Source organism: Rhizobacter terrae, assembly GCF_003852895.1.
Lineage (GTDB): Bacteria > Pseudomonadota > Gammaproteobacteria > Burkholderiales > Burkholderiaceae_C > Albitalea > Albitalea terrae.
This window is the reverse complement of record NZ_QUSW01000003.1, coordinates 270,927-284,024: the sequence shown is the minus strand read 5'-3', so window position 1 is coordinate 284,024 and position 13,098 is coordinate 270,927. Positions and strand designations below refer to the sequence as shown.

At 66.0% G+C, this 13,098-nt stretch carries 16 protein-coding genes; 4 read left to right on the top strand and 12 right to left on the bottom strand.

The window, feature by feature from the left end; genetic code table 11:
- Positions 1-64: 64 nt before the first annotated feature.
- The 6 genes from DZC73_RS12805 to DZC73_RS12780 form a co-directional block, all read right to left on the bottom strand.
- Positions 65-1,639, bottom strand: a complete 1,575-nt coding sequence (locus tag DZC73_RS12805; RefSeq protein WP_124540644.1) for a hypothetical protein — start codon at positions 1,637-1,639, stop codon at positions 65-67.
- A 6-nt stretch (positions 1,640-1,645) separates the two neighbouring features.
- Complete coding sequence (locus DZC73_RS12800; RefSeq protein WP_124540642.1) at positions 1,646-3,376, bottom strand: molecular chaperone HscC; 1,731 nt, start codon at positions 3,374-3,376, stop codon at positions 1,646-1,648.
- A gap of 134 nt (positions 3,377-3,510) precedes the next feature.
- The gene (locus tag DZC73_RS12795; protein WP_124540640.1) at positions 3,511-4,218 is read right to left on the bottom strand and encodes a helix-turn-helix transcriptional regulator; all 708 of its coding nucleotides are present in this window, start codon (positions 4,216-4,218) and stop codon (positions 3,511-3,513) included.
- A 27-nt stretch (positions 4,219-4,245) separates the two neighbouring features.
- Positions 4,246-4,593: a GFA family protein gene (locus DZC73_RS12790; RefSeq protein ID WP_124540639.1), complete on the bottom strand. Its 348-nt coding sequence runs from the start codon at positions 4,591-4,593 to the stop codon at positions 4,246-4,248.
- A 19-nt stretch (positions 4,594-4,612) separates the two neighbouring features.
- Complete coding sequence (locus DZC73_RS12785; protein WP_124541131.1) at positions 4,613-4,999, bottom strand: VOC family protein; 387 nt, start codon at positions 4,997-4,999, stop codon at positions 4,613-4,615.
- A gap of 34 nt (positions 5,000-5,033) precedes the next feature.
- Positions 5,034-5,420 (bottom strand): VOC family protein, encoded by a 387-nt coding sequence (locus DZC73_RS12780; RefSeq protein WP_124540638.1) that lies wholly within the window; start codon positions 5,418-5,420, stop codon positions 5,034-5,036.
- Positions 5,421-5,671: 251 nt separating this feature from the next.
- Between DZC73_RS12780 and DZC73_RS12775 the strand changes: the two genes are divergently transcribed.
- From DZC73_RS12775 to DZC73_RS12765, 3 genes are all read left to right on the top strand, one after another.
- Positions 5,672-6,037, top strand: coding sequence for a hypothetical protein (locus DZC73_RS12775; RefSeq protein WP_124540637.1), 366 nt, complete (start codon positions 5,672-5,674; stop codon positions 6,035-6,037).
- A 200-nt stretch (positions 6,038-6,237) separates the two neighbouring features.
- Entirely contained in the window at positions 6,238-6,600 is a 363-nt protein-coding gene (locus tag DZC73_RS12770; RefSeq protein WP_161974561.1) for a DUF4148 domain-containing protein, read from the top strand.
- A 163-nt stretch (positions 6,601-6,763) separates the two neighbouring features.
- The gene (locus DZC73_RS12765; RefSeq protein WP_124540635.1) at positions 6,764-7,831 is read left to right on the top strand and encodes a porin; all 1,068 of its coding nucleotides are present in this window, start codon (positions 6,764-6,766) and stop codon (positions 7,829-7,831) included.
- Positions 7,832-7,949: 118 nt separating this feature from the next.
- Here the strand turns inward: DZC73_RS12765 and DZC73_RS12760 are convergent, their stop codons facing one another.
- On the bottom strand, positions 7,950-8,321 hold the full coding sequence (locus DZC73_RS12760) for a nuclear transport factor 2 family protein (RefSeq protein WP_124540633.1): 372 nt from the start codon (positions 8,319-8,321) through the stop codon (positions 7,950-7,952).
- Between the two features lie 167 nt (positions 8,322-8,488).
- On the opposite strand from DZC73_RS12760, the gene DZC73_RS12755 reads away from it, so the two are divergent.
- Positions 8,489-9,430, top strand: coding sequence for an AraC family transcriptional regulator (locus DZC73_RS12755; RefSeq protein ID WP_124540632.1), 942 nt, complete (start codon positions 8,489-8,491; stop codon positions 9,428-9,430).
- Positions 9,431-9,442: 12 nt separating this feature from the next.
- On the opposite strand, the gene DZC73_RS12750 is transcribed toward DZC73_RS12755, so the two are convergent.
- From DZC73_RS12750 to DZC73_RS12730, 5 genes are read right to left on the bottom strand one after another with little or no spacing between them, the layout of a single operon-like run.
- Entirely contained in the window at positions 9,443-10,225 is a 783-nt protein-coding gene (locus DZC73_RS12750) for a DUF7684 family protein (RefSeq protein ID WP_124540630.1), read from the bottom strand.
- 15 nt (positions 10,226-10,240) lie between these two features.
- Positions 10,241-10,480: an Imm32 family immunity protein gene (locus DZC73_RS12745; RefSeq protein WP_124540629.1), complete on the bottom strand. Its 240-nt coding sequence runs from the start codon at positions 10,478-10,480 to the stop codon at positions 10,241-10,243.
- A 54-nt stretch (positions 10,481-10,534) separates the two neighbouring features.
- A complete protein-coding gene (locus DZC73_RS12740; protein WP_124540628.1) occupies positions 10,535-11,314 on the bottom strand; it encodes an ABC transporter ATP-binding protein in 780 nt (259 codons plus the stop codon).
- Positions 11,311-12,084: an ABC transporter permease gene (locus tag DZC73_RS12735; protein ID WP_124540627.1), complete on the bottom strand. Its 774-nt coding sequence runs from the start codon at positions 12,082-12,084 to the stop codon at positions 11,311-11,313. The genes DZC73_RS12740 and DZC73_RS12735 overlap by 4 nt, the downstream gene beginning before the upstream one ends.
- Positions 12,081-13,034: an ABC transporter substrate-binding protein gene (locus DZC73_RS12730; protein ID WP_198414845.1), complete on the bottom strand. Its 954-nt coding sequence runs from the start codon at positions 13,032-13,034 to the stop codon at positions 12,081-12,083. Before DZC73_RS12730 ends, DZC73_RS12735 begins: the two co-directional genes overlap by 4 nt.
- Positions 13,035-13,098 lie beyond the last annotated feature (64 nt).

The window sequence follows — 13,098 nt, the reverse complement described above, 5'->3', positions numbered from 1 at the left end:
GGGCGGGGTTATGCGGGACTTCGCGCAGGTGGTACTACGCAGTCAGTGACCCATCGCACAGACGTCAGAGCCCTTGGAACGTGGGCTTCTTGTTGCCCAGAAGCGGGCCAGAGGTGTCCTCCGGCAGAGTCACGCCCGGGATGTCGCTGCCCAGGCTGGGCGTGGCCGGGAAATCCTGAGCGGACGACGGAGGCAAGACGCCTCCCGGTGTGATCACCTGGATCCGGCCGGACGGCACCGGCGCGTTGTCCAGTGCGGCGACCGATGCCGGGTCGCCCGTGGTCGGCCACAGCTTGCGCTTGACGCACTCGACAATGAAGGCATCGAAGTTCCTGTCCAGCGGATCGGGCCTGACGATGCCCACCTTCAGGCGCTGGGCCAGCTCGGCGCCTTCGCGGCAACGGGCCCGGTCGCGCGGACCGGCCGACAGACCATTGGCCTGGGCCAGGTCGGAGGCCGTCAAGGTACTCGGCGAAGGCGGCGGCGCGGCGACCTGCGTTTTGCGCTTGATCTCGTCCATCTGCGTTTGCAGGGTGTCCGGGTCCATCCGGTAGGAGTGATCGGACGGGCTGCTGCCGCCCATGAATCGCAACATGGTCATCAGCCCCATGAAGCACAGCATGAACACCCAATAGCTGCCCTTGGACGACGACTCCTGCGCCTGTGATGCCGGCGCCGGTGGAGTGCGACTTTCATCCTGGCCGGAAGCCTGGGCCGCCTGAAGGTGGAACGGCAGCTTCTGATGGTGCTCGCGCCACTTGTGGACGTTCTCCGCCTTGGTGCTGATCCACATCAGGTTCGGGTAGGTGGCCAGCATCCATTCCAGCGGAGGGATCAGATTGGAAAACTCGGTCTCGTGCGGCATCTGGTCGCTGCGAAGGCGTTCCATGATGCGGGCCTGGTAGGTGATGCGCAGCTCATCCTGCCGCTCGAAGAAATCCTGCTCGTTCAGGGCGTTCTCCAGCACCTGCCCCGCGCGGCCGAACTGCCGCAGGCGGGTGTGGTCCTCGTCCCAGCCGAAGGTGGTTTGCGCGGCCTTCCACAGGAAATGCTTGCCTTCGGTGTAGCCCTCGGCCAGCGCATGGGCGACGCGGTATTCGAAGATGGCGCGCGCTTCGAGGTCGATGAGCCGGTCGTCGTCCAGGCAGGCCGCCAGGCGGGCGGCCGTGTCGTCCTCGCGGCATGGCTCGCTGAAGTGTTCGTCGAAGAGGGCGGTCGCATGGGCCTGGGGCCGCGGAATCTCCGGCTCGGGAGCGGTTGGCGAGGGCGCTGCTTCAGGCACAGGCACTGGCAGTACCTCGTCGATGTGCCGACCTCGCGGGTCGCCGGCGTGTGTGGCCTCGACAGGCGTTTGGCTGGCCGTGGCGTCATGCGGTTCGGTCGCAGCCGTGACCTGCTCGGCAACATCGCCAGCGGGCTGCTGTTGCGCTTCTTCCTGCGCCTGCATCGCCTGCTGATGCGCCCGCCAGCCGAACCACCCGATCGACGTCTCGTACGCCTCGCGCAACTTCTGGAAGCCCGCGGGATCGGCCTCCTGGTCGATCTGCTTGAGCATGCGCGCATACGCACGCTTGATCTCGCGCTCGTCGCTGACCGCCTCGGTCAGGCCCAGGTGTTCAAGGAACGGTGGTGTTGCCATGGCAGCTCACCGCTGGTCGTCGTTGCTGCCGCCGCCATCGAGAAAGCTGTCGCGCTCCAGCTGATCCAGCATTTCCTCGAAGCGCTTGCGCTGCGGGTTCACCACCCGAACGTCCTGCGTGGCCAGCGCCTCTTCGAAGTGGCCGATCTGCTTGCCCAGCCACTCGCGCATGTCGCCGCGGAACTGTTCGTACAGGCGCTCGGCGCGGGCGAGCGCGGTGCGGTTCTCGATCATGTCCCGCGGATGGATCTTCAGCGTGGACAAGGCCTGCAGGCTGTCCTTGATCTGCGCGTCCGTCAGCGTGCCGGGGTTGCCTTCGATCACCAGGGTGTGAGTGACCTGGGTCTTCACCACCGTGGCCTCCACCTGCAGCAGGCCGTTCACGTCGTAGGTGAAGCGCACGTCCACCTGCCGTTCGTCGTCGGCCACGCGCGGCAGCGGCACCACCAGCTTGCCCAGGTGGATGTTGTCCTTCACCAGCCGGGCTTCGCCCTGGTAGACGTTCAGGTCCACCTGGGACTGCCGCTCGTCCATCGGAAAGTAGGACTTCACGCGGCTGATGGGCACCGTGCTGTTGCGCTCGATGACCGGGTCGAAGTGGCCGCTGGACACCGCCTGGCTCTGCATGCGGCGCGACACCTCCACGCCCAGCGAGTAGGGCGCGACGTCGGTCATCACCACTTCCTTGAGCGCGGCGTCCTTGGCCTTCAGGCCGGCCTGCACTGCCGCGCCCATGGCGACGACTTCATCGGGGTTGATGTCCACCGCCGGGAAGCGGCCGAACATCATGGTGACCAGCTTGCGCACGATGGGCATGCGCGTGGCGCCACCGGCCAGCACGATGTTGTCGAGCTGGCTGCTGCGCAGGTTGGCGTCGCGCAGCGCGCGCTCCACCGGCGCGCGCAGGCGCTTGAGCAGCGGGGCGCAGGCCTGTTCCAGCGCGGGCTCGTCGACCTCCAGCGTCAATTCCTGGTCGCCGTTGAACAGGCTCATCGTGGCCTTGGACTTGCCGCTGAGCGTGCGCTTGGCCAGCTCCGCCTGCGCCGCCAGGCGCTGCATGAATGCCTTGTCGTGGCGCAGCTTCTCCGGCAGGTTGTTGCGCTGGAAGAAGAGTTCGACGAGCGCGGTGACGAAGTCCTCGCCGCCCAGGAAGTTGTCGCCGGCGGACGCACGCACCTCCATCACGCCCTCGAACAGTTCGAGGATGGACACGTCGAAGGTGCCGCCGCCCAGGTCGAACACCAGGAAGCGGCTCTCGCTGCCCAGGTTGTGCATGCCGTAGGCCAGGGCCGCCGCCGTGGGTTCGTTGAGCAGGCGGTCGACCTTGAGGCCGGCCATCTCGCCGGCCAGGCGCGTGGCCTTGCGCTGCGCGTCGGAGAAGTAGGCGGGCACGGTGATGATGGCCTCGGTCACCGTCTCGCCGAGCGCTGCCTCGGCATCGGCCTTCAGCGAGCGCAGGACGAGCGACGACAGCTCTTCCGCACGGAACTCGCGCTTGCCCAGGCGCAGCGTCTTGTTGCTGCCCATGTAGCGCTTGAACACCGCGGCGCTCAGGTCCGGGTGCGTCTGCAGCCGCTCGCGTGCGGCCTTGCCCACCAGCACCGTGCCGTCCTTGTCCAGGCTCACGCACGAAGGGGTGAGCACCTCGCCCAACCCGTTCTTGATCAGCGTTGCTGCGCCGTCCTTCCAGGCGGCCACCAGGCTGTTGGTGGTGCCCAGGTCAATACCGACGATCATCCCGACTCCCTGCGGCCCGTCGTCGCGCTGCTGCGCGTCCGCGGCGCCTGGCCATGCCACTGCTGCGTGGCGATGCCGGATCGTAGCCTGAGCGGGCCGGGATGCCGTGTGAACGAGGTCGCGGGCGGGGCCTCTCAGACGCGGGAGGAGACGAAGTTCTCGCGCCTGGCCTCGACGACGCGGAACAGGTCGGCCAGCGTCTTGCCCGGCTCGTCGCGGAAGCGCACGTCCTGCACGCCCACCTCGCGGATGCGGTCCACCCGGAAGCTGCGGAAGTCCTCGCGCACCTCGCACCAGGCGGCCAGCGTCCACACGTCGCTCCAGTAGAAGCAGCCGAGAGGGCGCACCAGGCGCTCGCTCATCTGGTCCTTCAGGTCGAGGTAGCGCAGGTGCACCTTCTGGCGCGATTCGGCGGCGATGCGCAGCACCTCCAGCCGGGCGCGCGTGCCGTCGTCCTGGCGCACGGGCGGCGCGTACACCGCCAGGCTCTCCGCGGCGGCGCGTGCGTCCAGCGGCAGCACGGCGAGGATCTTGGACAAGGCCTCGTCGGCCTGGCGGGCAAGCGCCATGTCCAGCCGCGGCTGCGCGATGCGCACGGCGGCCACGAGGGCGCGGGCTTCATCCTTGGTGAACATGAGCGGTGGGAGGTCGAACTCCGGCCGCATGCGGTAGCCGACCCCTGCCTCGCCTTCGATGGGCACGCCCTGCGCCTGCAGGTCGGCCACGTCGCGGTACACCGTGCGCACCGACACCTCCAGCCGCTGCGCGAGGAAATCCGCGGTGGACAGTCGCCTGCCGCGGATGAGCTGCACGATCTGGAACAGGCGTTCGGCGCGTCGCATGGTGGTGGGTGGCAAGGCGGATGGAAGCTACTTGCTGCGGCCGCCGTAGGCCATGCGTTTGAGCTTGTTGATCTCCACGCCTTCCAGGCAGCGCGCGTTGATCGCGGCCGTCGGGTTGCCTGCCGGGTCGGTGCCGAGCCCGAAAGGCTGGCAGCCGCAGGTGGGGCAGAACTTGTGCTGGATGACGTGCTTGTTGAAGAAGTAGGTGGAGAGTTCGGCCTCGTCGGTCTTGAGCGTCATCGCCTGCCGCGGCACGAACCACCACAGCACGCCCTTGCGGCTGCAGTGGCTGCAGTTGCAGTCGATGACGGGACCGATCTCGCCGTGCACCTCGAAGCGGGTGCGGCCGCAGTGGCAGGAGCCTTGGTAGTTCATGGTTCGCCTCCTGCCTCGGTCACATCGGGGTGCACAGCTCGACCAGCGTGCCATCGGGGCAGCGCACGTAGGCCACGGTCTGGCCCCAGGGCTTTTGCACCGGGGAGGACAGGCCTTCGGCGCCGGCCTTCACGGCGCGTTCGTAGGCCGCAGGCACATCGCCGGTGGTGAGGCCGACTTCCATGCCCAGCGGGCTGCCGCTGGCACCCGCGGCCACGTAGTCGCGGCCCAGGTTGCTGCGCGCCACCTCGTGCTGCGCGAAGGCCAGCGCGGTGGCGCCGGTCTCGAGCTCTCCGTAACCGCCCGATTCATGCAGGAAGCGCCGCGCCAGTCCGAATGCCCGCTCGAAGAATTCGAGGGACGCCGCCACGTCGCTGACGTAGACGATGGTGTAGCCGAACTGCATCGCGAAGCCTCCGTTGAATGGGTGGCTGGGCATCCTACGACAGTGCGTGCAGGCCGACGCGATTTCCCTCGGTGTCGGTGATGTGCGCGAACACGCCCATGTCGCCGGGCAGTTGCACCTTGGGGGTGGTGATGCGTCCGCCCAGCGCCTCGACGCGCTCGAGCACCACGTCCAGCGAGGGCTTGGCGTTGAGGTACACGAGCGCGCCGTCGGTCGAGGGCTGCGGCTGGTTTTCGCCGGCCAGCAGGCAGCCCCCGACGGCCGTCTCGTCGTAGTTGAAGACAGCCAGGCTCATGGGGCCCATCTGCTCGCGGCGCATGGCGTGGCCTAGCAGCTTCTCGTAGAAAGCCTGGGCGCGGTCCATGTCGCGAACGGGAATCTCGAACCAGTTGAGGGCGTGGTTCTTGTCGTGCTTGGCCATGTCGATCTCCTGTGGGTGGGTGTGAGGAGCGCATGGTGCGAGGGGGCTGCTGACAGCGTTCTGTCAGCAGCCGGACAGGGATGATGTCGCCGTGGTGGGACGCGGCGCGGCAAGACTTCACACGGGATGGCCCCAAGGCGATGCATCTGTCACATGGGGTGCGAGCAGCGACCCAATGGCTGCCACAAAGTCATCGTTGTGTGGCTGAATGTTGCCGCGCGGCGTTCTGGACCTGCCGCTGAAAGAACAACATGAACATCGAGCTCTGGATGATGGCGGCGGCGCTTCCCGTGGCCATGTTGGCGACCTGGGGGTTGTGCCGCTGGTTCTACATGCGGCGCATCCGCGATGCCGACCGCCGGCTCTCGCAGCTCGACGGCACCTACCAGTCCACGCTGAAGCTTCAGATGCAGGCGCGCAAGCAGGTCGAGGAACTGCAGCGCATCGTGGCCGAGTACCGCCGCCGTCTCACGACCGCAGAACTGGCCCGCCGCTCGCCGCTGGCGCCCAAGATGGCGCCGCGTGAACCCTTCCCGGAACCGGTGCTCGAACCCACGCCGGACGACAAGTCTGTGCGAAAACCGCCCATCACGTGGGCCGACACGCAGCCGATGTGAGTTTTCAAGGGCGAAGTTCATTGCTGATTTTGAAATGACTAGTTGAGCGAATAGCCATTTATTGATCCCTTCGATACACATAGAGTTAACCCTAATCGATGAGCCGAGTGCAACTGCACGACTCACCGAGGCTGGACAGACGGTGACAACTCAGAAGCACCGCCATGCCCGGGAACGTCAACCACATCGAAGGAATCAACATGAGCTCGAAGCTGTATCCCACCCTCGCCACTGTCGCCATCGCCCTTGCCAGCGCCGTCGCCATGACCAGCGCATTCGCGGTGGAAGCCACCCAGGACACCCCCGTGCCGGGCACGAAGACCCGTGCTGAAGTCAAGGCCGAGGCCCTGAAGGCCACCAACGTCGTCCAGTACGGCGAAGCCACCGTCTTCGTCGACAAGGCGCCGTCGCAAGGCCGTGTCTACGCCACCGCCGAACCCGGCCCGGTGCAAGTCGTCCGCCTGGGCGATGCCACCGAGTTCCGTGACCAGCCCGGCGTGCGCACCCGCGCTGACGTCCGTGCCGAAACGCTGGCCGCCCTGCGCGCTGCCCGCGCCCACTGAGCCGCTGAGCGGGCTCAGTCCCGTGGCCTCGTGACCGAGTCGCGTCGGTCCTGGCCCCGGGGCCCAGCCGGGTCACCGGCTGTCTTGAACACCCTCTGAGGAACGATGCCGGACCGCCTTTGCGCGGGCCATCGGCATCACTTCGTCCAAAAGAAAACGAACCATGAACATCAAGCACATCGCCTTCACCGCGATTGCCCTGGCGGCCGCGGCTGCCGGCGCGCAAGCGCAGACCGTCACCATCTACGGCGTCGTCGACGCCTACGGCCAGTACGCCAACGGCGCCTCCACCCTGACCCGTGTCCAGTCCGGCGGCCTGTCCGGCTCGCGCCTGGGCTTCAAGGGCAATGAAGATCTCGGCGGCGGACTGCGCGCCTTCTTCCAGATCGAAAGCGGCATCAACCTCGACGACGGCACCAACGGCCAAGGCGCCTTCTGGGGCCGCCAATCGCTCGTGGGCCTGGGTTCGACCTACGGCACCGTGAGCCTGGGACGCCAGTACGGCAGCATCTACTACCTCTCCAGTGACTTCTCTGAATTCACCAACGGCCCGACCGGCGCGAGCACGGCCGTGATCGGCGGCTTCGGCGGCTATGAGCCGGTGCGCGGCGCCGGCATCGCGGCCACCGGCAATGGCGGCCCGGCCCGTGTCAACAACTCCGTGAAGTTCGAGTCCGCGAACTTCAATGGCTTCAAGGGCGGGGCGATGTGGGGCCTGGGCGAAGTCGCCGGTTCCACGACCAAGACCCGCATTGCCGACGTCTACGCCCGCTACACCGCCGGCCCGGTCGACGCGATGGTCTCGTACATCGATGACCGCGTCGCGGCCACCAACCTGAACGTCACGACCGTCTCCGGCGCCGCGGCCTACACCTTCGGCGACTGGCGCGTCACCGGCGGCGTGATCTCCGTGAACGACAAGAGCGCGGCCAATGCCGACGGCCAGGGCTACTGGATCGGCGGCGACTACCGCGTGGGCCTGAACCTGTTCAAGGCGCAGTACCTCGTGAACAAGGTCAAGAACGGCGGCGACGGCAAGACCCAGGCCATCGGCGCGGGCTACCAGTACGACCTGTCCAAGCGCACGAACCTGTACAGCTCGCTGACCTACTTCAAGAACGAAGGCACGGGCTACGCCGACCGCTGGAACTCCAGCCTGCCGGCCGGCCTGACCAACGCGAGCGACCGCAAGATCACCGAGCTGGTCGCCGGCATTCGCCACTCGTTCTGATCCATCTCCCTGCGGGCTGGCTGTGCCAGGCTGCAGGAACCCTTCCGGATGGTTGGTTCTCCGGAACTGCGTTGGGCGGGCCTGATGGGTCCGCCCTTTTTTTCGTCTGGAGCGCCGTTCAGCCGACGATGAACTGGTGATCCACCTTGATGCGGCCTTGCGCATCAAGCTGCAGGAACTCCAGCCCGGTGGCGAGCACTTCGCCGTTGGCCGGTTCGATCATTTCCCAGTTGAAGGTCACGACGCCGTGCACGTGCTGCGCGTTCTTCACCGCGCGGAAGAGGTGCTTCGCGTCGCGCACGTTCTTCTCGTAGGCGCCGGTCACGCGTTCTTGCAGTTGCTCGTGGCCGCGGACCTCCCGCACACCGACGTAGTGCTCGCCGTCCGGCGACCACAGCGTCTCGATGGTGTCGCGCCGTGTCTTCGGGTTGCTGTCATTCCAGACCGCGGCGTAGCGGTCGGCGAGGGCTTGTGCGTCGATGGGGGTCATGATGGCTCCTTGGTCACAGGGGTCGGGGGAATGCGGGCGAACCGCCGGTACGACGCCGCCACGATCACGGCCGCGACGGCATGAGATGCATGCTAGGGACGCAGACATGGACGAACAATGCTTCAAGCGCTAGAGTTCTTGTCCCATCGTCCAATTCTTGAGCTGCCGTGGACCCCCTTGTTGATGTCTTCGAGGCCATGCGCGTGGAAAACGCGCTTTACGCCCGGCTGGAGGCCACCGCGCCTTGGGGCCTGAAGACGCGTGGCGTCGACGGCACCGCCCGCTTCGGCCTGATACTGCGCGGCGGCTGCTGGTTGACGCTGGATGACGAGTCCATGACCCAGGCGCCGGTGGCGCTGGTGGCCGGCGATTGCTTCGTCATCCCGCATGGCCGGCCCTACACCCTGCGCGACGCGCCCAAGTCGCCCACGGTGAATTGCGTGGATGCGATCAAGGGCAACGTGGGCGGCGTGGTGAAGGTGGGCGGGCCGGGCGATGGGCCTCAAACGGTCGTCGTGAGCGGTTGGTTCAACTTCGATCAGGAAGGCGCGCGGCCCTTGCTGGACTTGCTGCCGCCGCTCATCCACATCCGCATGGACCATGAGCGGACGCAACTCCTGCAATCGACGCTTCAGGTGCTGGCGATGGAGACCTCTCAGCGGGGACTGGGCTCAGGCCTGGTGGTGAGCCGGCTGGCGGACATCATCTTCATGCAGGCGGTGCGGGCGCATGTGGAATCGGTGGATGCGGAATCGGGCAGCGGCTGGTTCGCGGCACTGGCAGATCGCCGCCTCGGTGCGGCCCTGCGTCTGCTGCACAAGGACCTCTCGGCTGCGTGGACTGTCGAGTCACTGGCCGAAGCCGCCGGCATGTCGCGCTCGGCCTTCGCCATGCGCTTCAAGGAGAAGATCGGGCAATCGCCGCTGGACTACCTGACCCGCTGGCGCATGTTCCGCGCGAGCCACCTGCTGCGTCGCACGGACAAGGCGATGGTGGAGGTGGCAGGCAGCGTGGGGTACGAGTCGGAGGCTGCGTTCAACAAGGCGTTCAAGCGCGTGGCGGGGGTGGCGCCGGGGGCGTATCGGAGGCAGATGCAGGTGGCGGCGTGAGTGCACCGCCGCTCATTCGGTGTTTGATCGCACCCAGCTCAGGCACGCGTGCTCCAGCTCCGATGAATCGACCAGGATCACCACGTCGTCCAGCTCCGCATCGAGGTTGCTCACCGGTTGCGCGCTGTAAAGCGCGAACCACAACGATTCGAACAAGCTCTCATCGGGATGCGACGTCGTCATCAATGTGAAGGGCAGTGGAGTTCCCAAGTCTGGCAAGAAAGACGCGTAGTCGAAGTCCTCTTCCACTTGCTCTGATGCCGGACCCCATGCGCAGACATAGACCGCGCCTGCATCGATCCAGCGACGGGCGAGCTCTGGAGTGGAAAACCTCGCGGCACGATGGCTTGCGATGAACAACACATACTTGCGTCCTTCAAGCTTCACAGGCTTCGAGGTCGCGAAGTCGTTTGATCGGACGACTGTGATGTGACGGTCGGTGCCTTGATGAACCAAGCAGATGTTGGCGTGGTCCTCGTTGCCGTTCTTCCAACGAACTGTAGGGCCGATGCCGGGTGCTGCCTGGGCGCCTGCGACGGCCTCATCCAAGTTGGCATAGGGTCCGCTGCCCGAGTTGAAATTCTCCGTGTCGGTGGTCGAGCTGTACCACACGTAGTACGCATCACAGTCCCGATCGTTGCAAATCTCGGGCGGGTCCTCGTAGTCACCGCTGCCGCGCCAAAGCCGGCTGTGAACGACGTGTAGGTGGCACAGGACTGTCCCGTCATACAAGAATGTGCCTTCCTTGACGACCACATCGTCGGGTGTGAGGAGTGTTCCTTTCGCGGTGGCCAAGACGGCAGTCTCCAATCAAACGTTTCGAAAGACCACGAGGTGAGGCGAGGTCTGATCGAACTCCTTCATGTGATCGCCAAGGTGGATGTGGTCATAGGACTCACCCATGCGGTCCATTTCTGCCGCGCAATGCTGCAGAAATGCCGCCATCCGGCGCAGCTCCTGCGGCGATGCGCACAGTGTGATCTCGGCCAATGCCTTCGGCTTGGCTTGAGGGACTTCGACCCCCTCGTTGGCGCAGCCGTACAGCTTCATGGTGATTCCTTGTGAGTCAACCGGCACGATAGCCCAGGGTGATCTGTCTGCACGCTATCCAACGCTCTTCAAACTCTCCACCCGAATATCCTCCGTCACCAGCGCCTTCAGCTCCATGAACCTTGCCGTCGTCTTCACCGTGTAGTGCCGTGGATACGGCAGATCAATCGCCAGCTCGTTCTTGATCCGCCCCGGCCTTGCGCTGAACACCACGCAGCGATTGGCCATGAAGATTGCCTCGTCGATGTCGTGCGTCACGAAGAGCACCGTCTTCTTGTGCAGCTCCCAGATCGACAGCAGCAGTTCCTGCATCAGCGCGCGGGTCTGGTTGTCGAGTGCACCGAAGGGCTCGTCGAGCAGCAGGATCTTCGGGTCGTTGGCCAGGGCACGGGCGAGCGCCACGCGTTGCTGCATGCCGCCCGACAACTGCTTCGGGAAGTGATTCTCGAACCCGCGCAACCCCACCTCCTCGATGAACCGTGACGCGATGTCGGCCTGCTCGTTCGCCGGCATGCCTTTCTCACGCAAACCGAAGCAGATGTTCTGCCGCACCGTGAGCCACGGGAACAGCGTGTAGCTCTGGAACACCATGCCGCGGTCGGCGCCGGGTCCGGTCACGCGCTGGCCGTCCAGCAGCACCTCGCCTGTCGTCGGTGTGTCCAGGCCTGCCACGATGCGCAGCAGGGTGGACTTGCCGCATCCCGACGGCCCGAGGATGGTGATGAAGTCGTTGGTCGCCACGTCCAGCGAAGTGGGCTGCAGCGCGAGGGTCGGCGCCGCACCGTGCACGCCTTCGAAGGTTCGGCCCACGCCACGGATCGACAGTTGGCTCACAGCGATGCCCAGCCAAAGAGAGCGCGGTTCAGCCGCTTGAACGCCAGGTCGGACACCAGCCCGATCAGCCCGATGGTGATGATCCCGAAGATGATCTGGTCCGTCGCCAGCAACGCCTGGCTGTCGGTGATCATGTGGCCGATGCCGTTGGACGCGCCGATCAGCTCCGCCACGATCACGTAGGTCCACGCCCAGCCCAGCACCAGCCGCAAGGTCTCCGCCACCTGCGGCGCCGACGACGGGATCAGGACCCGCTTCACGATGCCCCAGTCGCTCGCGCCCAGCGTGTAGGCCGCCTCCACCAGGTCGCGCCGCGTCTGTCCCACGCTCACTGCAATCATCAGCACGAGCTGGAAGAACGAACCGATGAAGATGACCGACAGCTTCTGCGCCTCGCCGATCCCTGCCCACAGGATGAGCAGCGGAATGAAGGCCGAGGCCGGCAGGTAGCGCGCGAAGGACACGAAGGGCTCGAAGAAGGCCTCGATGCCCTTGTACGCGCCCATGGCCACGCCCAGCGGCACGGCCACGATGGCGGCGAGCACGAAGCCGCCGAGCACGCGCCACACCGTCATGCCGATGTCTTTGGCGAAGCCCTGCTCGGCCAGCAGGTTCCAGCCGGCCCGCACCATGGTGATGGGGTCGGCGAGGAAGGTCTTGGAGACGAAGCCGCCCAGCGTCGCCGCCGCCCACAGCGCGAAGAACACGACGAAGAACAGCAAGCCCAGCGCAAGCCGCGGGCCTGACGCGACGGGCCGCAGCGGCTTCACTGGATGAAGTGCGTGTCGGCCAGGGCCTTCATGTCAGGCAGCTGCTTGATGACGCCCATCTCCAGCAGCAGGTCGGCCGCCTCCTTGGAGAACTGCGCATGCTCGGCGGCGAAGAACTTCTGGTTGGATGTCTTGTCCTGCCAGCGCAGGTAGGCCTGCGACTTCTCGAAGGCCTCGCCGGTCTGCTTCACGTCGGCGCCCATGATCTCGAAGGACTTCTTCGGATCGTGCTTGATCATGTCCACCGCCTCGAAGTAGCTGTCCGCCAGCGCCTTCGCGGCCTTGGGGTTGTCCTTCAGGAACTTGGGTGTGCAGCCGAAGGTGTCCATCACCATCGGGTAGTCCAGGGTGGTGGCGATGATCTTGCCGGCCTCCGGCTTGGCGCGCACCGTGGACAGGTAGGGCTCGTAGGTCATGGCCGCGTCCAGGTCGCCCGCGTTGGCGACGAAGGCGTTGGCCGCGGCCTGGGGCTCCAGCGTCACCACCTTCACGTCCTTGACCGACAGGCCGTTCTTCTTGAGCATCCACGCCAGCGTGAAGTAGGGCGCCGTGCCGGGCGCGGAGGCCGCCACCGTCTTGCCTTTCAGGTCGCCGATCTTCGCGATGCCGTTGCGCACCACCATGCCGTCGGCACCGAAGCTCTTGTCGAGCTGGAAGATCTGCGTGGTGGCCACGCCGTTGGCGTTCCACACGACCCAGGTCTCCACCGTGGTGGCCGCGCACTGCACGTCGCCCGAGGCAATGGCCAGGTGGCGGTCCTTCTGGGGAATCTTCTTGATGGAGACGTCCAGCCCGTTCTTCTTGAACAGGCCCGCTTCCTTGGCCAGCGTGAGCGGGGCGAAGCCCGTCCAGCCGGAGATGGCGATGGCGACGGGTGTTTCCTGGGCCGGGGCGGCGGCGGCGAAAGCGGCCGCGGCGGCCGCCAATGTCCAACGGTGCAAAGCCTTCATCTCGACTCCTGACAGTTCAACATGGTTTGTGGCAGCGCAGCATGCAAAGCCTGTGCCGGGCCTC